This is a genomic window from Parabacteroides sp. HGS0025 (assembly GCF_000969845.1).
GTDB lineage: Bacteria > Bacteroidota > Bacteroidia > Bacteroidales > Tannerellaceae > Parabacteroides > Parabacteroides gordonii.
The window spans coordinates 963,859-989,111 of record NZ_KQ033903.1; the positions used below are offsets into that span (position 1 = coordinate 963,859).

At 44.9% G+C, this 25,253-nt stretch carries 14 protein-coding genes; 8 read left to right on the top strand and 6 right to left on the bottom strand.

Translation table 11 applies throughout. The features are described 5' to 3' along the window. The first annotated feature begins 10 nt into the window (after positions 1 to 10). Entirely contained in the window at positions 11 to 3,238 is a 3,228-nt protein-coding gene (locus HMPREF1212_RS20830; RefSeq protein ID WP_082099951.1) for a cyclically-permuted mutarotase family protein, read from the top strand. 443 nt (positions 3,239 to 3,681) lie between these two features. On the opposite strand, the gene HMPREF1212_RS20835 is transcribed toward HMPREF1212_RS20830, so the two are convergent. Continuing rightward, positions 3,682 to 5,310: a SusD/RagB family nutrient-binding outer membrane lipoprotein gene (locus HMPREF1212_RS20835; protein WP_046150938.1), complete on the bottom strand. Its 1,629-nt coding sequence runs from the start codon at positions 5,308 to 5,310 to the stop codon at positions 3,682 to 3,684. A 15-nt stretch (positions 5,311 to 5,325) separates the two neighbouring features. After that, positions 5,326 to 8,526, bottom strand: a complete 3,201-nt coding sequence (locus tag HMPREF1212_RS20840; RefSeq protein WP_082099952.1) for a SusC/RagA family TonB-linked outer membrane protein — start codon at positions 8,524 to 8,526, stop codon at positions 5,326 to 5,328. A 449-nt stretch (positions 8,527 to 8,975) separates the two neighbouring features. Between HMPREF1212_RS20840 and HMPREF1212_RS20845 the strand changes: the two genes are divergently transcribed. The 3 genes from HMPREF1212_RS20845 to HMPREF1212_RS20855 are packed head-to-tail and all read left to right on the top strand — an operon-like array spanning position 8,976 to position 16,205. Then, positions 8,976 to 11,663 (top strand): beta-glucosidase, encoded by a 2,688-nt coding sequence (locus tag HMPREF1212_RS20845; protein ID WP_046150939.1) that lies wholly within the window; start codon positions 8,976 to 8,978, stop codon positions 11,661 to 11,663. Between the two features lie 5 nt (positions 11,664 to 11,668). Then, a complete protein-coding gene (locus tag HMPREF1212_RS20850) occupies positions 11,669 to 13,867 on the top strand; it encodes a DUF4838 domain-containing protein (protein ID WP_046150940.1) in 2,199 nt (732 codons plus the stop codon). Positions 13,868 to 13,892: 25 nt separating this feature from the next. After that, on the top strand, positions 13,893 to 16,205 hold the full coding sequence (locus HMPREF1212_RS20855; protein WP_046150941.1) for a glycoside hydrolase family 20 protein: 2,313 nt from the start codon (positions 13,893 to 13,895) through the stop codon (positions 16,203 to 16,205). Position 16,206: 1 nt separating this feature from the next. On the opposite strand, the gene HMPREF1212_RS20860 is transcribed toward HMPREF1212_RS20855, so the two are convergent. Genes HMPREF1212_RS20860 through HMPREF1212_RS20875 form a run of 4 tightly spaced genes read right to left on the bottom strand, consistent with a single transcriptional unit; the run spans position 16,207 to position 19,667 of the window. Next, entirely contained in the window at positions 16,207 to 16,986 is a 780-nt protein-coding gene (locus HMPREF1212_RS20860) for a TIGR02757 family protein (protein WP_046150942.1), read from the bottom strand. After that, complete coding sequence (locus HMPREF1212_RS20865) at positions 16,979 to 17,998, bottom strand: virulence RhuM family protein (protein ID WP_028730075.1); 1,020 nt, start codon at positions 17,996 to 17,998, stop codon at positions 16,979 to 16,981. The genes HMPREF1212_RS20860 and HMPREF1212_RS20865 overlap by 8 nt, the downstream gene beginning before the upstream one ends. Positions 17,999 to 18,009: 11 nt before the next feature. After that, positions 18,010 to 18,711 (bottom strand): DNA alkylation repair protein, encoded by a 702-nt coding sequence (locus HMPREF1212_RS20870; protein WP_046150943.1) that lies wholly within the window; start codon positions 18,709 to 18,711, stop codon positions 18,010 to 18,012. Further along, on the bottom strand, positions 18,708 to 19,667 hold the full coding sequence (locus tag HMPREF1212_RS20875) for a 2-hydroxyacid dehydrogenase family protein (protein ID WP_028730073.1): 960 nt from the start codon (positions 19,665 to 19,667) through the stop codon (positions 18,708 to 18,710). The genes HMPREF1212_RS20870 and HMPREF1212_RS20875 overlap by 4 nt, the downstream gene beginning before the upstream one ends. A gap of 117 nt (positions 19,668 to 19,784) precedes the next feature. Between HMPREF1212_RS20875 and HMPREF1212_RS20880 the strand changes: the two genes are divergently transcribed. From HMPREF1212_RS20880 to HMPREF1212_RS20895, 4 genes are all read left to right on the top strand, one after another. Continuing rightward, the gene (locus tag HMPREF1212_RS20880) at positions 19,785 to 21,020 is read left to right on the top strand and encodes a nucleoside recognition domain-containing protein (protein WP_046150944.1); all 1,236 of its coding nucleotides are present in this window, start codon (positions 19,785 to 19,787) and stop codon (positions 21,018 to 21,020) included. Between the two features lie 134 nt (positions 21,021 to 21,154). Beyond that, complete coding sequence (gene ybeY, locus HMPREF1212_RS20885; RefSeq protein WP_046150945.1) at positions 21,155 to 21,589, top strand: rRNA maturation RNase YbeY; 435 nt, start codon at positions 21,155 to 21,157, stop codon at positions 21,587 to 21,589. A 199-nt stretch (positions 21,590 to 21,788) separates the two neighbouring features. Continuing rightward, positions 21,789 to 24,398 carry a histidine kinase gene (locus HMPREF1212_RS20890; protein ID WP_046150946.1) on the top strand — a complete coding sequence of 870 codons (2,610 nt, stop codon included), beginning with the start codon at positions 21,789 to 21,791 and terminating at the stop codon, positions 24,396 to 24,398. Positions 24,399 to 24,406: 8 nt separating this feature from the next. Further along, on the top strand, positions 24,407 to 25,162 hold the full coding sequence (locus HMPREF1212_RS20895; RefSeq protein ID WP_046150947.1) for a LytR/AlgR family response regulator transcription factor: 756 nt from the start codon (positions 24,407 to 24,409) through the stop codon (positions 25,160 to 25,162). The last annotated feature ends 91 nt before the right edge of the window (positions 25,163 to 25,253 follow it).

Here is a 25,253-nt window from a genome sequence, read left to right on the forward strand (position 1 = left end):
TCATTATACGATGAAAAGGACTCTTTTATTCTTATGCCTGTTGCTTTGCACAGTGACCTATGCCCAGAACAAGGTAAAGGTTGCTTGTGTGGGTAACAGCGTAACATACGGTGCAGGCATAGAAAACCGGGAAATAAACGCTTACCCGGCTCAGCTTCAGCGTATGCTGGGAGATGGTTACGAAGTAATGAACTTCGGCAAAAGCGGTGCGACGCTCCTCAACAAAGGACACCGTCCTTACCGCGAACAGGACGAGTATAAAGCAGCACTCGGCTTTGCCGCCGACCGGGTCGTTATCCATTTAGGACTGAACGATACCGATCCGCGCAACTGGCCCAATTACAGGGATGATTTCGTAAGCGATTATCTCTCCCTGATCGATTCCTTCCGCAAAGCGAATCCCAACTGCCGGATATGGATCTGCCGGATGACACCGATCTCACACCGCCATCCGCGCTTCAAATCAGGAACACGCGACTGGTACCGGATGGAGCAGGAAACGATTGAAGAAATAGCCCGTCTGGCCAATACCGGACTGATCGACCTGCAGGCCTGTCTCTACAACCGTCCGGATCTGTTACCCGACGCTCTTCATCCGACTGCCGAAGGTGCCGGGATCCTGGCTAAGACGATTTATCAGGAACTGACCGGCAACTACGGAGGTCTCCAAATGCCTGTCACTTACTCCGATAATATGGTTCTGCAGCGGGAAAAACCGCAACAAATCAACGGCACGGCCAATGCCGGCGAAAAAGTAACCGTTCAGATCGCCGGACAAAAGCGAGAGGCAACAACAGCCACCAACGGCAAATGGTCTGTCACACTCGATCCGTTACAGGCAGGAGGGCCTTATGAACTGGCTATCGAAGCCTTTTCACCGACAGATAAAAAGAACAGAAAGAAAACTCCGGCTTCCCGGAAGCTGGTTTATAAAGATGTACTGGTTGGCGAAGTATGGCTTTGTTCCGGACAATCCAACATGGCATTCCGGGTAGACGAGCTGATAGACAGCCAGCATAAGGAATTACTCGAATATGCCGGCAAGCAACCGCAGATACGCCTTTTCAACATGCAGCCCCACTGGTATACAAATGCGGTGGAATGGGATGTTTCGGCAATGGACTCTCTCAACCGCCTGCAATATTACCACGATACGCAATGGACGACATGCAACGAACAGACAGCCGATCGATTCTCAGCCATAGCTTTCGCTTTCGGACGAATGTTGTCGGACAGCCTGCAGGTTCCGGTCGGACTTATCCTGAATGCCATAGGCGGCTCGGGAACCGAAGCCTGGATAGACAGGAAAACACTGGAGTTCGATTTCACCGATATATTGTACGACTGGACACAAAACGACTTTATCCAGGATTGGGTACGCGGCCGTGCCATGCTCAACACCAAAAAGTCGACCAATAAATTGCAGCGTCACCCGTACGAACCCTGCTACCTTTATGAGACAGGCATCGAACCGTTGCAACAATACCCGATAAAAGGCATAATCTGGTACCAGGGCGAATCGAACGCACAGAATATCGAAACACACGAACGCCTGTTCCCGCTACTGGTGAGCAGCTGGCGCGAAAACTGGCAGGAAGAGCTTCCGTTCTATTACGTCCAGTTATCCAGTATCGACCGCCCCAGTTGGACATGGTTTCGCAACAGCCAACGCAAAATGATGGAGACAATACCGAATTGCGGCATGGCTGTCAGCAGCGACCGGGGAGATTCCTTGAATGTACATCCAAGATATAAACGTGAAATAGGGGAGCGCCTGGCCCGTTGGGCATTGAACAAGACATACGGACAATCGGTAATTCCTTCAGGCCCCTTGTACCGTTCTATCGAATTCAAAGACGCAGCAGCTTATATCTCCTTCGATTATGGAGAAGGTCTGCACACCTCTGACGGACAACCTGTACGCACATTTGAGATAGCCGAACACGACGGCCTGTTCGTCCCTGCCCAAGCAGAGATTATCGGCGGCAAAGTCAAGGTATGGAACGAGAAGATTACTAATCCGAAACTGGTACGTTACGGCTGGCAGCCTTTTACCCGCGCCAACCTGGTCAATGGGGAAGAACTTCCTGCATCAACATTTAGAACTGAAATAAAACCGAAAGAGATCATGATTAACTGGAGTAAATTACCCGACCTGCCCGGAATGGCAGATACGGCATCCCTGGGAGTATCGGCTCCGTTTGTCGGCATCAGTAACGGAAAACTATTGGTAGCCGGCGGTTGTAACTTCCCCGACAAACCCGTTACGGAAGGAGGAGCCAAGAAATATTACAGCGATATATTCGCCCTCAACCTTTCTGCTCCGGCTGCCGGATGGAAGAAAGCAGGCAACCTGCCTCACCCGGTAGCCTATGGCGCAGCAGTCACTACCCCCGAAGGCATCGTTTGCATCGGAGGCAACAACAGCGATTCATTCTTCCCGGATGTCTACCTCTTGTCATGGAACAAGACCGATGAAAAGGCGAATATCCGCAAACTACCCTCACTTCCGGCTCCCATGGACAATCTTTCCGCCACATACATCGACAACACGGTTTACGTAGCCGGAGGAAACGAAGACACGCATCCCTGCAATACCTTCCTGTCAATGGAACCGGCCACGGAAAGCAACTGGAACAGTCTGCCCGGCTTCCCGGGAGCAGCCCGTGTCCAACCTGTTTTAGCCGCCCAAAAGTCAAAAGACGGTACCCGTATCTATCTGGCCGGCGGTTTCCAGCCGATACAAAACGATATGGACGCGATCGTACCGACAGATATGCTCTCGTACCATCCGGCATCAAAAACGTGGAGAACGGAAACGAAATTGCCTGTATTTGCCAACGGAGATCCCCGTACCTTTACCGGAGGTTGTGCCGTTTCATACGGTGACAGTTCGATCTTGCTGATGAGTGGCGTCAATTACGACTGTTTTTTTAACGCCATCAACCGTCCGAAACGAATGGCCAGGGCGGTAGAGCAATTTGACACAACCGGTATCGATTGCCTGGAAAGAGAAGCGAAAGAATACATGCATCATCCGGTGGAATGGTACAAATTCAACACTGCCTTGTTGCAATACAATACCTTTACCAAAGAATGGAAAGAGCTGGGTAACTACGAACAATTAGCCCGTGCCGGAGCCGGTGCCGTACTGACAGACGACAGCCTGATCATCGTCAACGGCGAACTGAAGCCGGGTATCCGTACCCCGCAGGTGAATTGTGCACAGATCAAATAGTTTATACACAAAGTTTTCAGAAAACATCTGTCATCTGTCACACAAACAGATAAAAGACTATAGATTAAGACATAAAGGGTTGCAGATAAAATAAAACATCTGCAACCGCATCTGCCACCTGTCACACAGCAAACATCTACGGCAACAACTAACCGGAATATAGTATACTACTAATTGTTAAGTGCCGACCTACTAGCACAAAAGTCCTTACCTACTAAAACTACCCTGTACAGGATAATCCACCAGGCTGTACAGGCTGAAAAGCTAGGGTGTACAGGATAATCAGCTAGGGTGTACACCCTAGCGATACTTAGTCGGAAGTTTTGAGTTAGTTTCTCCCTTAGTTGGATTTAAAAGGTAGTAAGCTTGATGATAGTTTCCCTTGAAATCATTAAAAAAGGCTGATCGAATGATCAGCCTTCTCTTCATATAATAACCTTTTATTATTTAACGTCCCACCATACACGTGAAGTGAAAGAATCACCATTATCCAGACGGCCGACAGCATCATTGTAGTTAGTCATATTAACCTGAGATTCTGTTGTCGGATAACGGAAACGACGAGGAATAGAACCGTCGGTAGCACATTCGGGATACGGGTTAGAAGCTTTCTGAGTCGGTGTTAATTCAGGATAACCCGAACGACGCCAGTTCGCAAAAGACTCATATTCATCGCAGAAACAAGTAATCCAGTATTGCGTATTGATCTGTTCCAGAGCTTTGCTCTGATTAAACGGATTTTCCTGCAAATAAGTTGCAATTGCACTCGGTGTTAAATACTGATTGTATAAAGCTGACGCACTTGAATACTGACTGAACTGTTCCATTGCCGCACGTACACCCTGTTCATAATAAGTTTGAGCATTTCCGCTTACCCAACCGCGTACGGCTGCTTCAGCCAGTAACAGTTGTTGCTGAGCATAAGTTAAAAGATAGGTATGCGATGTCGGATTGGAATAAGTATAACGGTTGACTGTCGAATAGTTACTTTGATAGTTATTCAAATAATCAGCTGTATTAAATTCCGGATAATCACGACCTATAAACCAATTATTTGTAGGGTCATTACTATATCCGCAAGGAAGACCTTTCTGGATGGCAGGATCTGAGTTTCCATATTGGAATGAGCTACCAGCCTGATGGGAGATAGTAGGATCTTCACAAACCGTTCCGATCAAAGCTAAACGGGGATCGTTGTCACTTTTCAGCATATCTACAAATACGTTACTCAGAAAGAACTCGCCGCGAGCTTCATGAGCAAAGATCTTGGCATACGGTTCGGATGAATCATCTGTTGTTACAGCTCCCGGATGATCCAACTTGACATTATCGGCAACCGATTCAAGTAAACCGTTGGATACAGCAGTCTGTACCCATGTCTGGGCTGTTGTCGGATCCACTTTCGACATACGCATAGCCAGGCGTAGCATCAAAGAATTGGCAAACTTACGCCATTTCTCAGTATCTCCCTGGAAGTATACATCATGTGATTCTAACGGAGCCGTACCGCCATTTCTCAAATTAGCCTGTGCCTCATTCAGCTCCTTCAACATATCCATATAAATATCCTGTTGTTTATCATACACAGGGTAGGAATACTCTTTTGGCTGACCTGCCTGTGAATAAGGAACATCTCCGTAAAGATCGGTCATACGGTGCATGATATATACACGTGTAACGCGTGCTATATTATAATCCAATGCATGCTTAGGATCATCTTTCCATATATTCAATACAGTTGTTACATCACGCACAGCACCACGATCGCCGGCATAAATGTCCCAATAAGCAGCAGAATAACCATCATTCCAACTGTAAAAAGCATATGTCCACCAATTGTAAATAGAAGCAATATGTTGCATCCATTGTCCCGAATAAATACAACCGGTACGCCAGATATCCCAATCAGAGCCTAAACCCTGATGCTGAGCATTAGTAAATAACATTTCATAAGGGGCATTCCCCTCGTTCATACTCTCCGGGTCGATATTCACATCGCCAAAATCACTACAACTTGTGGTAGCAGCCATCAACCCTACTGTCGCAAATGCATATTTAATATATTTATTCATAATGTATCAATCTAATTAAAATTTAACATTGACATTGAAACCAACACTTCTGGTTGCAGGGTAACCGTTCAATTCCAGACCCTGACCGTTTGAGTTGTTATAGGCAGCTTCCGGGTCAATATTGTCCGTATGTTTGATAATAGTCCACAAGTTACGTCCTACCAACGATACGTTCAAACCTTTCACGACTTTCAGTTTTGTCAACATTGTCTGTGGGAATTCGTAACCGAGAGATAGTTCACGTAATTTCAGAAAGTTCGCATTGTATACGAATTCTTCTGCAATATTATTTCTACTGATGCCACTGTAATACGTTTGTGCATCCACCGCAACCGTATTAGGTACATAATTTCCGCTTCCATCCAGCATAACACCTGCACCGACTACGCTTCCACCTGGGTTTTCAGCAGTACGTCCAACCAATGTATTCTTGTGCAAACCTTCGCTATACAGTGAATAGTTCGTTCCAGAGAACAATTTTGCACCGACCTTGAAGTCTAACAAGAATGAGAGAGAGAAGTTTTTATACTTGAATGCGTTACTCCAACCACCAGTAAAATTATAAACACCATTACCCAAGCTTGAAAGCTCATCTGCTCTCTGAGGAATACCGTTTTCATACACAATCTGTCCGTTATGACGTTTATATTTATAACCGACCAATTCACCATAGGAAGAACCCACGATATTCTGGACAGTTACATTTCCTGAGCGAGAGGAAGCACCGTCGATCTGCAAACGATCTACTCCTTCACCCAGATACTTTACTTCACTATCGTTATAAGCAAAGTTCAATGTAGTATTCCATTCAAAATCTTTTGTATGAACCGGAACTGCATTTACCATAAATTCAAAACCCTGGTTGCGGATTTCACCGACATTCATAATCATTGATCCGTAACCGGAAGCGGTAGAGGTAGAAACCACAGCGATATCATCCTTCGTATTCTTCACATAATAAGCCATATCGAATGATAAACGGTTATTCAGGAATGCCAGGTTCAAACCACCTTCCCACTCGGATATACTTACAGGTTTCAAATTAGCATTCGGATACTGGTTTCCGTTATTCTGTGTTATTGTATTTTGTCCGTTTACCGTATAATTTCTTAATTGATAAAGCAACAGATTTTTATAAGGGTCTGTACCATTAGAAGCAGTAGCAAACGAACCACGTACTTTACCGAATGTGAACCATTCCGGCATTTCAAATGAATCGGTAAATACCCAGGATAGAGTAACCGACGGATAGAAATAGCTGTTGTTATCCGGAGACAGGGTTGAGAACCAGTCGTTACGACCGGTCAGATTCAGGAATAACTGGTTTTTCCAACCGAAATCGGCTGTTGCATATACTGAGTTTACACGATATTCCGAATAATCCTTGCTGGCGCGTTTGTCTCCCAGGTTATTAACAGACCACAAGCCATCTACAATAAACGGACGACCACCATCTGACGGAGTATATTGTTTGGTTATGGTACGCTGACGGTTACCACCCAACGTTGCACCTATCGACCAGTCGCCAAATTCCTTATTGAAAGCAACCAGGTAGTTCAGGTTCATTTCAGAGAAACTCTTGGAATACTCTGTCAACCAACCGGCAGGGTCGGCAGCAGCACCAGTCGGCTGTACCTGCTTGAAGTCCATATTGAAACCATCACGCTGAATAGCTCCCTGAACAGACAACCAGTCGGTAATATCATATTTCAAGGTCATAGATCCCGTCAAACGGTTCTTGTTCATATCGTTGGTCTTGCGATACTGCAACCAGTACGGGTTATTGAAATAAATATTCGTACCACCCAGTAATTCGGATCCGTCTTCAGCCGTACCCCAGTCGCTATCGGCACTACCTCTTTCCAGCCAGCGGATATCGAACGAATTACCACGGTGTATCAAAGAAGCGTTGGTATTACCGTTACCATCCGATAAATTAGAACGACCATTTGCTTTTTCAAAGATATAGTTAGCATTCACCATCAAATGCAGATTTGACAAGATATCGTACGTAGTGTTCAAATTAATACCCTGCTGCTGGTTACTGGCATTAGGCAAAATACTCTTTTCATACACATTGGATATACCGAAACGATAGGTGATCTTATCCGCTGCACCGCTGATAGCGACAGAAGCCGATTCATTGATACCGGTACGGTAGAAATTATCCCAGTTATCGACGTAAGAATAGTTATAATTATTTCCTAAGAAGTTAACGGCATTACCGCCATCCAGAACTTCACCCCAGCTGGATTGTTCCGAAGCCTTGGCCGAGTTGATATCGGTCGGACGGCTACCATACGTACCCTGACCGAATACTTTCTGATAATCGCGGTAATCGTAAATAGCAGTAAATGTCAAGTTATTATTGAATTCGATTGAAACAGGTTTACCCTTTTTACCTGATTTAGTAGTGATCAGGACTGCACCGTTACCGCCACGATAACCGTATAGAGCAGAGGCGGCTGCTCCTTTCAATACCTGAATCGATTCAATATCATCCGGGTTGATGTTGTTCAAACCGTCACCCATATCCATACCACCCCAAGTTCCGGCGCTACCCAGGTTCTGATTACTGAACGGGACGCCATCCACTACATACAACGGCATATTATTACCTGTCAAAGAGGCATTACCACGAATAATAACGCGAGAAGAACCACCGGAGCCGGTAGCATTACCAGACACACTAACACCAGCTACTTTACCAGACAACGCGTTACCCAAGTTTGGGTCACGCGCTAAGGTGAAGTCTTCACCTTGAACTTGCGTCGTCGAATAACCCAGGGAACGTGATTGACGTTTGATTCCCAAAGCAGTAACCACTACTTCATCGATCTTCTGTGTGTCTTCCACCAACTTGATGTTGAAATTGGTCTGACCTTTCACCGGGATCTCCTGAGTGGTATAGCCAATGTAACTGATTTCAATAATAGCACCATCGGGCACTTCCAAGGAGAAGTTCCCATCCAGGTCTGTAATTACTCCATTGGTAGTTCCTTTTTCAATGATGTTGGCTCCAATAACAGGAAAACCTGTTTCATCCACCACTACACCTGTGATTTTCTTTGTTTGCTGTGTTACAGCTGAAACATAATTTGATGTTTCCATTGCATTGTCGGTCGGTGCGGCTTGTGCGCCTACAGCAGCGCAACATAATGTTAGACCAACGCACAAATGCTTGACAGAAGTAATGTTATTACTCTTTTTTTTCATACGTTTTTGTTTAAAAGATTAACCGATACTATAAAAAATTAACAAGAAGCCAGTAGGGCATTCATTTTAGTGTTTTCACATAGGCATTACTTTTTAATTTATTTTTGTCGTTTAGCAAAAATAGTAATAAATATATTCAATGCAATAAATCGATATGTTAATTTACTGTACAGGAGACACTCTGTCGCAAATAAGAATTGAATATCAACATCTACATAAATAGACAAAGTCAAACATTTAACATTTTCAAAATAAATAAAACTTTCTGTCTAACTATACGTTCATTAAAAGTAATTGTCAAAAAGATAGCGAAACAGTCAAACATCACAGTCATACCCAACTAATTAATTAATATTTTTTCCTCTTAATCGTTTGCTTTTATACCTAATTTTTCTGAATTTTGCACGCGACATCAATATGTATTTAATACAATAAGCATATTTAATATCATGAAACCTACTAATTTATTATTATTATCGATCCTTATTCTCTGTTCTTTCGCTCCGGCCAGTGAAATACCACCTTACAAAAATCCGTCACTTCCGGTAGAAGAACGAGTGAAGGATTTATTAGGGAGAATGACGATCGAAGAGAAGTTCTGGCAAACATATATGATGCCAGGTGATCTGGATAAAGGGAAAGACCGCTTTTCCCACGGTATCTTCGGATTTCAGGTTTCTACCGTAGGAGCCAGTAACCCGGAACTCAAACAATTGCTGCAATACAACCCGAAATTGACAGCAAAAGAAATGGCTAAAAAAATCAATGAGATCCAACGTTATTTTGTAGAAGAAACCCGTCTGGGCATACCGATTATTGCCTTCGATGAAGCTTTACACGGATTGATACGCGGGGGTGCCACAGCATTTCCCCAATCCATCGCATTAGCCGCCACATTCGATACAACTCTGGTACGAGAAGTTTCGCATGCAATCGCCATGGAAACCAAAACACGCGGTATCCGGCAAATATTATCGCCCGTGGTTAATCTGGCTACAGATGTACGCTGGGGACGTACGGAGGAGACATATGGGGAAGATCCGTATCTTTCGGCATGTATGGGTGTCAATTTCGTGAAAAGTTTTGAAGAAATGGGAGTGATCACCACCCCCAAACACTTTGCCGTCAATTCCGGTGACGGAGGACGGGATAGCAACCCGATCCACTTCACCGAACGGTTCCTGGAAGAAACGCATCTGATTCCTTTCAAAGCTTGTTTTCAGGAAGGAAAGTCACAGTCTGTAATGACAGCATATAATATGCTAGATGGAACACCTTGTACAGCCAATCACTGGCTATTGATCGATAAACTCAGGAACGAGTGGGGATTCGACGGATTTACGATTGCAGATGCAGACGCCGTCGGTATCATCCATAAGTTACATCATACTGTCAATAACTTCTCGGAAGCGGGAGCAGATGCCATTAACGGTGGCCTGGATGTGATTTTCCAGACAACTTACGACGAACACCGACCATTCTTACAAGCTTGCCTGGATGGTTTAGTTACGGAAGAAGCACTAGACAGGGCTGTGGGACAAGTATTAAAAGCAAAATTCCGCTTGGGCTTATTTGAACATCCTTATATCAACGAAAACGATGCAGAGAGATGGAACGCTTGCGCCGAACACAGGGAGCTAGCGCTCGAAGTCGCCCGTAAATCAATTGTATTATTGAAAAACGAAAACCAGGTTTTACCTTTATCCAAACAGGTAAAACGCATTGCTTTAATCGGTGAAGATGCTGCTGAAGCCCGCTTAGGGGGGTATAGCGGACCGGGAGTAGACAAAGTAAGTATTCTGGAAGGATTAAAAAATAAAGTAGGAAATCAGATTGTTATCAGTTACGAAGAAGGGTGCAAGCGGGTAAACCCGGAATACCTGACCGTTCCAACCGATTATTTATTTACTTCAGACGGGCAACCGGGACTGGAAGGACACTATTTCAATAATATCTCCTATGAAGGAATGCCGGATTTAATACGGATCGACGAACGTGTACAATTCTCCTGGACGTTGTTTGCCCCGGATTCCTGCCTGGCTGTCGATTGGTTTTCTGTCGAATGGAACGGGAAATTAAAATCTCCTGTCTCCGGAACATATCGGTTAGGGTTGGAAGGGAATGACGGTTACCAACTAACCGTTGATGGAAAAGTGCTAGTGGACAAACCACATAAAACCTCTTTCGGCCATACTTTGGTTCCTTTTACTTTTGAAAAAGGGAAAGAATATGACATTCGTATCCGGTTTTATGAGAATACGAAAAACGCACGTATCCGGTTAGTTTGGGACGTAGATACGAAAAATGAAGACCAGTCCATCGAGCAAGCCGTACAAGCTGCCCGCGAGTCTGACATCGCCATCGTTGTCGCCGGCATTGAAGAAGGAGAGTTCCGCGACAGAGGGTATCTGACATTGCCCGGCCGACAGGAAGAGTTAATCCGTAAAATTGCCGCGACAGGTAAACCCACTGTTGTCATTTTGATCGGTGGAAGTGCCGTTGTTATGTCTGAATGGCTGGATCAGGTTCCGGCTGTACTGAATGCCTGGTATCCGGGAGTAGAAGGAGGTAACGCGGTTGCCGATGTTTTATTCGGCGATTATAATCCGTCGGGCAAACTGCCAATCACTTACCCGATCGACGAAGCACAGTTACCACTCAATTACAGTCATAAACCGACCGGACGGAGCGACGATTATCTCAACCTGACCGGTGAACCGCTTTTCCCCTTCGGCTACGGATTGAGCTATTCTAAATTTGATTATTCAGGGCTGAAAGTGACGAAAGCGGCACAAGGCACAGCCTTCCATGTTACTTTCTCTGTGAAAAATACAGGAAAATATGCAGCGAATGAAGTCGTACAACTCTATTTACGCGACCTGATCGCTTCCGTAACCCAACCAATTATACGGTTGATCCACTTTAAACCGATATCACTGGCACCGGGAGAAACAAAAGAGTTGCACTTCACCGTAAACGAGAATGACCTGTCTATGTTGGATAAAAAGCTGAACCGCGTGATCGAGCCGGGTGACTTCAGGCTGATGATCGGCCGTTCATGCAAAGATATCCGGTTGAAGACAACACTTACGGTAAACCATCCAACGGCTTTAGAGACTAATCATAAATACAAATAATTACCATGAAACAATTGACTCAATGCATGAGCGTTCTCCTGCTGTTACTTTGTCTTTCGTTCAGGACATCAGCACAGATAACTCTTGTGAAGAATGGCAAAGCCACTTCACGTATCATATTAATTGAGAAAAATGAAGTAAATAAGCAAGCAGCCACCTTGCTGCAAGACTTTGTCAAACGGATCAGCCAGGCTACGCTTCCGATTGTTTCCGATACAAAGACTAAAAGCGGGGATATCCTGATTGGCGGAAAACAAGTTTCAGCCGGTGAAGACGGTTTCTTGCTGAAAACGACGGCAAACGGACAACTGCAAATATCCAGCGGAGGAGATAAAGGCGCCATCTATGGTGTTGTTACCTTACTGGAGCAATATCTGGGTGTATCCTATTTTGCAAAAGAGGTTTATACATTGACTCCGATGCAAACGATCACCCTTCCCGCCATCCACAGGGAAGAAACACCGGCATTCCGCTACCGCCAGACTTACAGTTATAACAATGACGATCCGATCTATAAACTGTGGTTTCGCCTGGAAGAGCCGAAAGATATGTTTATCGAAAACATGTGGGTACATACGTTCAACCGTATTCTGCCGTCCGACCGGTTTGGTAAGGAACATCCCGAATATTACTCATTCATCAACGGTGAACATCGTCCGGGACACAACAGCCAATGGTGTCTGACCAACCCTAAAGTATTTGATGCAGCTGTACGCCAGCTAGATTCGATCTTTAAAGCTCATCCGGACATGAATATGATTTCGGTCAGCCAGAACGACGGTAACAACACGAATTGTTCCTGTCCGGCTTGTAAGGAAGTAGACGAGTACGAGGGTTCACCTTCCGGTAACCTGATCCGGTTTCTGAATAAACTGGCCGAACGTTTCCCAGATAAAGAATTTTCCACACTGGCTTATCTGTATTCCATGCAGCCGCCCAAGCATGTGAAACCGCTACCCAACGTTAACATCATGTTGTGTGACATCGATTGTAAACGTGAAGTTCCATTAACCGACAATGCCTCCGGCCGTGATTTTGTGAAAGCACTGGAAGGATGGTCGAAGATATCCAACAATATATTTGTATGGGATTATGGCATCAATTTTGATAACATCGTCTCACCGTTCCCCAATTTCCATATCCTGCAAAAGAACATCCAACTATTCAAGAAAAATCATGTAACAATGCACTTTTCGCAGGTAAATGGTATCCGGGGTGGGGATTTCTCTGAAATGCGGGCTTATATGATCGGCAAATTAATGTGGGATCCGTACCAGAATGCCGATTCCCTGATGCAGACCTTCATGAATGGTTATTACGGAGCAGCCGCCCCTTATCTGTATCAATACCAGAAAATCATGCAAGGCGCACTGCTGGCCAGCGGACAACCGTTATGGATATATGATTCTCCGATATCTCATAAAAACGGCATGTTAAACCCTGTTTTGCTGAAAACATACAACGAATTGTTCGACCAAGCCGAAGAAGCCGTCGCCGGAGATACAGTATTGTTGCACCGCGTACAATTATCCCGCCTTCCTCTGCAATATTCGGAACTCGAGATCGCCCGTACACAGGTCGGTACAGATAAAACGAAGATCAGGGAACTGCTCGGGCTATTCGACCAGCGTACCCGTCAGTTCGGCGTCACGTCATTGAATGAACGCAAAAACGCACCCGGCGAATATTGTGAATTGTATAAGAAACGATTCTTACCGCAAAACAAACAAAGCAAAGCCTCCGGAGCTTCCCTCACCTGGATCATCCCGCCTCAAGAACGTTATAAAATATTGGGCGAAACAGCTCTGACGGACGAACTGTTCGGAGGAACAACATATGTAGAAAGCTGGGTAGGATGGAACGGCACAGACGGTGCTTTCATTCTTGACTTGGGAGAAGAGAAAAGTTTTACCCAGATAGAAGCAGATTTCCTCCATCAACTAGGTGGCTGGGTTTTATTACCTCATAGTGTCAGCTATTCTATTTCTTCGGACAATACAACATACAAACCTTTCGGCTCGTTTACATTTGCTGAAGACCGCGACCTGCAGGTTAAATTTGTCGGAGGAAAAGCAGAATCGGATAGCCCTGTCAAGGCCAGATACATCAAAGTTGAGGTCAAAGGGATCGGATTATGTCCAGACTGGCATTATGGTGTAGGTTATCCGGCTTGGTTTTTTATGGATGAGGTAAGTGTATATTAAAAAAATCCGATAAACTGATCCAATTATGAACAGAAAACTATTATTCTATATAACAGCAATCCTGCTTTGCTTTGGGATACTTTCCTGTAATAAAAAAGAATCCATCGCTACATGCAACTATGAAGTAGTACCTCTGCCGAAGTCGATTACTCCGGCCAAAGAAGCTCCTTTTATATTGAGTACATCTACCCATATCGGATATCCGGAAGGAAACCAGAAGTTGAAACAAACAGCAGATTTTCTTTCCGGATATATCCGCGAAATGACAGGCATCGAAACAAAAGTAACAGAAGATAGGGGTTCTTCCAATGGTATTCACCTCGTATTGGATCGTACTGCTGCATCTTCACCGGAAGGCTACCGGTTAAAAGTCAACAAGAAAAATATTACCATCACAGGAAACTCGGAGGCCGGTATATTTTATGGTATACAGACACTTCGCAAATCACTGCCCGTAACGACACAAAAGGAGATAAGTTTTCCGGCTGTACAGATTTTAGACGAGCCTCAATACCGTTATCGGGGAATGCATCTTGACGTAGGTCGCCATTTCTTTTCGACTGATTTCATCAAGAAATACATCGACATTATTGCTCTCCATAACTTGAATACTTTCCATTGGCACCTGACAGAGGATCAAGGATGGCGTATTGAGATCAAAAAATACCCGAAGTTGACCGAAATTGGTTCCAAACGGAAAGAGTCGTTACTGAATGACGGCTCCGGGAAATTCGACGGAAAGCCGTACGGTGGTTTTTATACGCAGGAGGAAGTACGCGACATCATCGAATATGCAGCAGAACGTTATATCACCGTTATTCCTGAAATCGATCTGCCGGGACACATCACTTCCGCACTTGCAGCCTATCCGGAGCTAGGATGCACAGGAGGGCCCTACGAAGTGGCTACTACGTATGGCGTCCATAAAGAGGTATTATGTGTTGGCAATGAACAGTCGCTTCGTTTTGCAAAAGATGTGTTATCGGAAATTATTGAGCTTTTCCCTTCCCATTACATTCATGTAGGAGGCGACGAATGTCCACGTGACCGCTGGCAACAATGTCCGAAATGTCAGGCTTTGATCCATAAAAACGGATGGAGAGATACGAAAGAACACAAAGCGGAAGACAAACTCCAGAGTTATTTTATGACAGAAGTGGAGAAGTTCGTCAACAGCAAAGGACGTCAGATTATCGGCTGGGATGAAATATTGGAAGGAGGATTGGCTCCCAATGCAACCGTCATGTCGTGGAGAGGTACGGAAAACGGCGTCAAAGCAGCCGAAATGCAACACGATGTCATTATGACTCCGGCAGGTGTAACCTATTTCAGTGGCCGCCAGTTATTAGAACTGGGAGGCAACCGGGGTGTTCGCCGTGTCTATGATTTCAAAATTTGCCCGGATACATTACCGGAAGCCGCCGCCAAACATATCATCGGTGTACAGGCCTGTCTATGGTCGGAGCGGATCGATACTCCGGAACGGGCCGAATACCTGATCCTTCCACGTCTGGCTGCATTAAGTGAATTGGGCTGGGCTGATCCGAAACAACACGATTTCGACGCTTTTATGGATCGTTTGTATCGTTTGATTCCTGTATATGACAAATCGCATTATACTTATTCGGAACATGTTTTTCAAATAACTGAAAACTTCCGAACAGACACGGTACAGGGTGCACTTGAGGTTTCCCTTTCCACTATCGGCAACCGCCCGATTTATTATACGATAGACGGAAGCCAGCCGGATACTACTTCCCTGATTTATACGGAACCCCTAAAAATACAGGAAGACACCGAACTAAAAGCCATTGTCATTACTACCAAAGATACCAGTGATATATTTGAAGAACATATCCGTGTAAACAAAGCGACTTTCAAACCTTCCTGGCTGGCCAATGCACCACATGAGAACTATACCTTCAATGGGGTAAGCACATTGACCGACGGATTACTGGGTAATCAGAACTACAACACCGGCCGCTGGCTCGGCTTCCTGAAAGATATGGATCTGACCATCGACCTGCAAAAGCCGACACCTGTCTCTTCAGTATCGCTGACTGTCAACGTATCAAAAGGAGCTGCCGTAATGGATGCCACCGGGTTGGAAGTATGGTGTTCGGAAGATGGGAAAGAATACCGGAAACTAGCTTCAGCCTCTTATCCGGTTTTAGGAAAGGAAGATAAAGATGGTATTTACCCGCATTCACTTTCTTTCTCCGAGGTAGAAACCCGTTATGTACGGATCATTGCTAAAGTAACGCCGAAATTGCCAGCCTGGCACATGTGGCCCGGCAATCCGGCATTTTTATTTGTAGATGAAGTTTGTATAAAATAGATCACTTCTCTCGGCCGGGAGTTTTACCACTTCCGGTTGAGGGATTATTAATATCATACCCAAACAATGCAAAATCCCCCAGGCACGGATCATCGGGAAATACTTTCTTCAAGGCTTCGGTAATCTCGACAGCCGTCTTAAGGGTGGCGACCTTTTGTTCGGTCAACCCTAATTCCAGGGATATCTGGTGAACATGGGTATCTAAAGGAATGATCAATTCATGCGGTTGGATCGAAGTACCCCAGATACCGAAGTCCACAATACCATCTTTTCGAACCATCCAGCGGAGAAACATAGCCAGACGCTTACAGGCTGAAGTGCCGGTTAACACAGGAATACCTTGAATGCCACGAAAGACATCCTGTATTTTAGTCACCGGATTAGGGTAGGGACTGGCAGCCAAAGCCTCTTCCAATGAGTCATACTGCTCGTAGACCGCTTTCAAACGGGCACACAACTGCCGCAGATCGGAATAGGTATAGAAGCGATAAAACGTATCCCGCTTACCTGGCTCCGGCTTACAAACAGGCCACTCGTTGTATCCCTCGTCCATAATCCACTGATAAGGGCTGGGACGCATGGCATCATGCAGTTCGTTAGCCTTCCGCAGAATCAATTCCCGGCGTCCATAAGAGATCCAGGAAGTGAGAAAGGCGGATATTTCAATATCCTTCTTCTCCGTATACCGATGCGGAAACTGCACAGGGTCGTCCGGGATAAATGTACTTACGTTATATTCTTTCGCCCACCGGCGAAGCTTCTCTTTTATTTGTTCATCCATTTTTTCTACCCGTATCTGTCTTTTTCCCTTTCAGTCGTTTTACATCCTCATCCAGTTCTTTAATACTATTCAGTCGTTCTACCGCACGCTGCACTTCTTTATATTGAGTATATTCCTGTCCGGCTTTTTGTACAGCCAATTGATGAGAGATATGGCCCGCATCTTCCAGAATACTTTTTTCGTTCATTGTCAAAACCAACTTCAATTTCTCTATCCAATCTCTCATATACAGCGGTTTATGAGCCATTGCCTGCGCCTCTGCAAAAGCTAGAAACTGTTCGACTATCAGTTTCAACATACTTACTTCTTCTTCATTCAGATAGTTTTTTCCAACGGTTATATCTGCTTTAACAACTTTATCGGGATGACTTGTAGAGGTCAATCCCATCATAGGTAACGAAGCATTAGCCCTGTAATAGATCAACTCCGCTGCAGTTTTACCACTAACAGCCCAAAGTAGCTTGTTTTGAACCTCTTTATAAAAAGAAAGTGTCATTTCATCAGTCGGATCATAGTCGATACTTGTGGCATAAATATCTTTGATTTGCTGGTAAAATACCCGTTCAGAAAGCCGGATTTCCCTGATACGTTCCAGCAATTCCCTGAAATAATTCATGGAAGAGCCCGTTTTGAAACGTTCGTCATTCAACGCAAAGCCTTTAATAATATAGTCACGAAGCCTTTGAGTCGCCCATATACGAAATTGGGTGCCTTGCTGTGATTTTACCCGATAACCGACGGATATGATGACGTCCAGATTATAGTAGTTAGTTTCGTACTCTTTCCCATCATTAGCAGTTGTTCGGAAATTCCGAACAACTGCCGACGGGTTTAGTTCTCCTTCCTCAAAAATATTCTTAATATGCTCACTGATTGTTGATTTCGACTTTCCGAACAAAGTACCGAGTTGTGACTGTGTCAACCATACAGTTTCTCCTTCAAACAGAACATCTACTTTGATCGTCCCATCCTGTGACCGGTATATTAATACCTCATTGTTACTATTATCCATGATATCAATTATTATTTCTTCTTCAGGAAATACTGCCGTTGTTCCTCCGGATAATGTTCGATAGCGTAACGGAGAGCCGTACGGGGGAGACGTGTCGCGTATTCTTCGAGGAATTCCGTTAATGTTTCCCGGTCTTTCTTGCCGACTTCGCGGAGCATCCAGCCAACCGCCTTATGCATAAGGTCGTGTTTATGCGTCATCAGCTTTTCGGCCAATGCCAACGTGTCGGTGAATTCGCGGTTACGGATAAAAGTAACGGTCGAAACCATTGCGATCCGTTGTTCCCACAGACATTCGCTTTCTGCCAGTTCATACAAGCGCGAACGGTCTTTATCCAACAAATAAAGCCCGACCACATACGGACAGGTGACATCTACCAAATCCCAGTTATTGATACGCCTGGCATTATCGAGATAAAAGTCATATAATTTCTTACGTTCGGCTTCAGTTGCCTTTTTGAACTGTTCGACAACGATCAGCAGGGCACAAAGACGTGCTTCGTGGTATTCGCTTTCGATCAGTATCTGCAATTCGTCCAGAGGTATTTTCTTGTTTGCCTTTGCGATACTGCGGGTCAGGGGAGCCACCAGCCCGAGGAAGACATCGCCTTCGGCATACTGCCCGGGGCCGGTCTTAAAGAAGCCCTGCAGGAAAGCGGCCTTCTCCGGATTAGCCATCGAGAGAAGCTCGCTCAGTATAAAAGCCGCCGTCATGGGCGTAAGACGCGTGACACAGGGCGGTCGCCTTCCAGGAACCCGATCACATTATTGCAAACCGTACGGGCCATTACGATACGCACATCCATCGTCTGCGTACCGATGTGGGGAGTTAATACTACGTTATCCATCTCCAGCAATTCCGGCAGGGGATAATCGCCGAACTCGAATACGTCGAGACCGGCACCGTGAATTGTCCCGTCCTGTAAAGCTTTTACCAAGGCATGTTCATCCACCAACGGGCCGCGGGCCGTATTGATCAGGATAGCCGACGGCTTCATCTGTTTCAATTCCGCTTCACCGATGATATGGTAGGTATCGGGAGTATAAGGAGCATTCAGGGAAACAAAATCGGATTTTGCCAGTAGATCTTCCATCGAAACATACGTTACATTCAACTTTGTTTCTTCCTCTACATAAAGAGGACGGCGGTTATGATAGATCACGTCCATGCCACAGGCATTTGCACGTTTGGCCAATGCTTTGCCAATACGTCCCATACCGATAATACCGAGTGTCTGTCCGGTGATGTTAACGCCCAGGTTTTCCAGAACGCCGATCTTCATTTCTTTACCGAGCGTACGCAGTTTGCGGTCGCATTCGGTGATACGGCGGGCGGTATCGATCATCAGTCCCAAAGCCAGGTTGGCGGTAGGGGCGGTGACGGGGTCAGGCGTATTGGCAACAGTGATACCTTTTTCAAGGCAGTAAGCCACATCGATGTTATTATATCCCACCGCATAGTTGGCTACCATTTTCAGGTTCGGGGCATGGTCGACCAGTTCCTTGTTTACCGGGAAGTCGAACATGGAGCATAACACATCATACTCCGGGATCATCTCCATCACTTCTTCATACGTAAAATCTCTTCCTGCGGGAAAAGTTACATCATATTTGCTTTCCAGCTCGGTGAAGCCTTCACGAAACATGTCGTAGGTCACTAATATCTTCATATTCCAGTGTATATTATTTTCTTTATCAGCCGTCAAATTTAAACAAACAGCCCTTTAATACAAAGAAGAATTGCTACTTTTGTCAAAACATTTAGTAAAATAAACGACTATTGATCTATGGTTTTAAACTATATCTGGATTGCCTTCTTTCTTATCGCGTTCGTTGTCGCACTGGGGAAACTGATCTTTGCCGGAGACACGGCGGTATTTACCGAAATTATCAATTCATCTTTTGCCTCTGCCAAAACAGGGTTTGAGATATCCCTCGGACTGACCGGGATATTATCGCTCTGGCTGGGTATCATGAAGATCGGTGAAAAGGGGGGAGTGATCCAGTCGTTCGCCCGCCTGGGGGCACCGGTTTTCAGTAAGTTGTTTCCGGGCATACCGAAAGAGCATCCGGTAACAGGTTCGATCTTTATGAACATCTCAGCCAATCTACTGGGGCTTGATAATGCGGCTACACCGATGGGCCTGAAGGCCATGCAGCAGCTACAGGAACTGAACACCGAGAAGGACTCGGCCAGTAACCCGATGATCATGTTTCTTTGTATCAATGCGTCGGGACTGACATTGATCCCGATCACCATTATGATGTACCGGGCACAGATGGGGGCGGCTAATCCGTCAGACGTTTTCCTGCCGATCATGCTGGCTACGTTTTCTTCTACACTGGTAGCCATACTGGCTGTCTGCATCAAGCAACGGATCAATATTCTTCAGAAAAATCTTATTCTATTCTTCGGTGGATTGGCTGCTTTTATAGGCGGGTTGGTCTGGTTGTTCAATTCGTTGGAGCAGGAACAGGTATCGCTTTACTCGGCTTTGTTTGCAAACACTTTACTGTTTACGATCATCTGCGGTTTTATCGTCAGCGGCATCCGTAAAAAGATCAATGTATATGACACGTTCATTGAAGGGGCCAAAGAAGGATTTAAGACAGCGATAACGATCATTCCGTATCTGGTAGCCATACTGGTCGGGATAGGGGTGTTCCGCGCTTCAGGTGCAATGGATTTTATCATCGAGGGTATTCGTGTGGGTGTTGGCGCACTGGGTGTCAATACTGATTTCGTAGGCGGATTACCGACCATCCTGATGAAGCCATTAAGCGGTAGCGGAGCACGCGGAATGATGTTGGATGCGATGAATACATATGGTGCCGACTCATTTGTGGGACGACTGGCTTCGATCGTACAGGGTTCGACGGATACGACTTTTTATGTCGTGGCTCTGTATTATGGAAGTGTCGGCATACGTAATACCCGTTATACAATACAATGTTCTTTATTGGCAGATCTGGTAGGGGCTATTGCAGCTATTGCATTGACTTATCTGTTCTTTGCCCAATAGGATTTACCGGTTATCAAAATGTCATTACTATAGCGGGTAATCGGGATTAATATAGCGACTAATTAGAATTAGTACCGCGACTAATATTTTTTAACGTATCATTTAGATCAGAAAATAAGAATAACAATAGCAATATGGCAATATCATTTTATGCAGAGGATATCGAATTCCCTGCCATCAAGAAAAGAGCAGTAGGCAACTGGATAAAGGCCGTTGCAGAAACATACGGTAAAAAAACAGGAGATATCAGCTATATCTTTTGTTCCGATGAAAAGATACTGGAAGTAAACCGCCAGTACCTGCAACATGATTATTACACGGACATCATCACCTTCGATTACACCAGCGGCAATAAAATATCGGGAGATCTCTTTATCAGCCTGGATACGGTAAAGACGAATGCAGAAGCATTCAAAACCGACTACAACGAAGAATTACACCGCACCATCATCCACGGGATTCTCCATCTTTGCGGCATCAACGACAAGGGGCCGGGGGAGAGGGAGATCATGGAAGAAAATGAGAATAAGGCACTGGCTATTTTGCCGGAAGAATGCCGGGAGAGTTAACCCCGGCATTCTCTTTAATCTTTCATATTTCTTTCAATCTCCTCAATCGTAGGCAAGCTACTTTTAAATTCTTCGGGCAAAATATCCTTTGGGGACAGATTCTCACCCAAACCCGCCATTCACTCATTTTTCAATCGAGGGAAAGTCTTTCATCTATACTTTTGAACTGTAATCGGATTTTTCATTTAAATTTACAGTTATGAAAGTGAGACTCTTATTTTTATTCCTATGCCTGACATGGAACGGCTGGGCGGACACATTCGTCCCTTACAATCCCGACTCCCTGAAAAAAGGAGATTGGATAACCCTCGAAGCTGTCCATTATTATCCCTATGTCGCCCCGGGGATTAAAGATGAAATTCCCTGGAGGGCGGAAAACATACGTCGGATCACTATACAAGCAACAGTGGCAGACAGAACCGATAAGTCCATTTCTATCGACTATACGCTGGGGAACTTGTATGATTGCCGTAATGACAAAGAGAAGCCAGGCTTTTATTATTTCGACAGCCGTTATCAGCAGGATTTCGCTTTTGATAATAATACGTCAAACAAACAAATTATGCGCGTTACGTACGACCGGAAAAGCCGGAAACCACTTACATCCGATAAAAAGGACTCATTCTATTCCTATTCGAAAACATATGTTCCTTTCGGAGTAAGACAAGAGGGATTACCTGCTTATTCGGAAACATCTGTACGGGATTCGTTAAACCTGGAGGAGCTAATCACCCCGGTAGCCAATGATTTCCTCATCGGCTGGAAAGAAGACGGGATTATCCAAACAACACCGGGTACACGAGTTATCGATGCCTCATTCGCTCTTCCACCGAATACGGAATTTACCTGTAGCAATTTCGATATCAATGCATCTAAAGATTCGACCATTCACAAGAAACTATTTATCGCTTATCCGACAGAATACAAGGTAGGAGAACGAGTAACGTTGTTGCTTACCCCGGGAGACTCCATTACTCAGGACAAAGAGGTATATGCAAATACACATACCTACCATTATGAGGGACGGGGAAATGAACAAAACAACCTCCAATACAACTACCGGCGGTTCTCTTACTACAATACCGATGACTTCAGATCTTCTCCCGACGAACTGGAAAAAGCCTTCCAATCCCGCGATTCGCTTTTTCAAACGGCTTTTGAGAAAGACTTTAAGAACATGGATCCTTATTGGTACAGAGTATTCGAACTCTCGGAACAGTATTTCAAAGGAGCATATATCCTACAACGATATTACTATGCCGACGATAAAGAGACCTGGCACAAAAGCAGCTTACTTGACTGGCAAGCTCCCCACTTCGCATCGGTCAATCCGATTATCGATTATGCATACAGCCTGAAAAAACCGTATGCGGCAAGCTACAATTATTTCCTGTACGCATATGCTATCCATAAAAAACAGGAACTCAAATCAGACAATCTATGTCTGAATAAGCAGAAAAAATTAACTCCGCAGGAAGATTATCTCCTGAATAAACAGATCCTCTCCGGTTATCCCCAATATCTGGTAAACGGAGCAAACCTATCAACTTTAATGTACAGTAAGATGCTATCTGAACTAGAAGAGGATTATAACGATTTTATCACTTCCTGTCCAGATACCAGCTTGACAAACAATGTAAAAAAAATATACAATAAACTATTACCTTTCGAAGCAGGAAAGAATATCAAGGAGACCGGTCTGATTATAACCGATAGTCTGCATCTGGTAAAAGGAAGCGATCGGAAATACATCCTGTTATTTTTATCAGCAAGCAAAGGTCTCTACGGAATAAACCTTCAAAATGCGCTCGACCTGAAACAACTCCTTAAGGAGAAAGGATTGGATTCTACCGTACATCTCGAACTTTACGCAGATTTTGAACGTCGTAATGCAGAAGTAGTAAAGCCATACAAAGCCATTCCTGAGAAGCAAGCACACGATTTGAATTATAATCTGGAAGTCGGTTGGATTACTATCCTGATGCGCGAAGACGGGACTATTCTCTATCGAAAATTCAGCAGTATTTTAGACACGGAACCAATCCTTGGATTAGTTGAAAAAGACCTGAACAGAGAAGACAAATCATTGAATGATTTTATGAAAGGATTCAAAGAAGGTATTCTAGGTGCGCTTTTGATCTCGGCAATCATTGGTATCATATACTATTTCCGGAACAAAAACAAACAGAAACAGGAACGTAACCGCCGCCGTATCCGCGAACTCGAGCTCCGTGCGATCCGTTCCCAGATGAACCCACATTTCATCTTTAATGCACTAAGCTCGATACAGAACCTGATCAATCGATCGGCTAACCAGGAAGCAAACAAATACCTGATCGATTTCTCACGTTTGCTCAGGAAAGTACTGGCAACATCCGAAAAGAAACTGGTTCCTCTCTCGGATGAGATCGAACAGTTGCAGCTCTATTTAAAACTCGAACAACTTCGTTTCCCCTTCTCTTACTCGCTGACAGTAGACGAGAACATCGAACCGGATACGATCGAGATTCCGGGAATGCTGATACAACCCTTCGTTGAGAACGCGGTTAAACATGGAATCGCTCCGCGCGGTACGGGGGAAATCACAATTCGATTATCTTTGCAAAACCAGTTGTTGATAATCGACATTACGGATGATGGCCCGGGATTGAGGACAGAGGCGAACGGTGGTTTCGGTATCCGTGCCGTCACTAACGAATTCGAGATATTAAAGACTTTGTACAATACGGAAATCGGCGTCACGATCGAAAACAGGCAGGAGAAAGAAGCCGTTTCCGGTTGCCATGTCCGGTTATCCATCCCTTTATAAGACGAAATATGGAAACAAAGATTACCGCAGCGATTGTAGATGACGAGCAGGGGAACCGGGAGAACCTGCTCCGCATGCTCGGAACCTACTGTCCGCAAATCAAAATATCGGTCATTTGCAGCTCTGTCACGGAAGCTTGCACCGTGCTACCCGAAGTCAAACCGGATATCCTTTTTCTGGATATCCGGCTGGGCGACGATACCGGTTTTTCCCTGCTGGAAAGTCTTCCGGATGTTCCTTTTGAGGTGATCTTTGTAACCGCCTACGACAGCTACGCGATCCAGGCGATCCGCTTCAGCGCACTCGATTATTTGCTGAAGCCGATCGACCCGGAAGAGCTGGCACATGCCGTAGAGAAGGCCGTCCAGGTCGTCCTGCAAAAACAGGAGAACAAACGGATGCAAAACCTTCTCCAAAACACGCGGGTATTGGATAAACAAAAGAAAATAGCATTGTCCGTAGCCGACAAAATAGAGTTTGTGGAGATCGGTTCGATTATCCGCTGCGAATCGGAAAGCAACTATACCACCTTCTATTTAAAAACGGGGGAGAAACTGGTTGTCTCCAAAACCTTAAAAGACTTCGACGAACTGCTAACGCCCCATAACTTTCTGCGCGTACACCAATCCCACCTGATCAACCTAGATGAAATCAAAAGCTTCATCAAGAGCGACGGGGGATATATCCGTATGAAAGACGGCTCGTCTGTCCCTATCTCACGGCAACGGCGGAACTATGTGATGGATGTACTGAAAGAATTATAATTCTATAACGAAACTAAGCATAAGCAAAATATCCTTCGGGATGGTGAGTAAAAGGCGGAGTATGACTATCTTTGCAAAAGAAACAAAGATA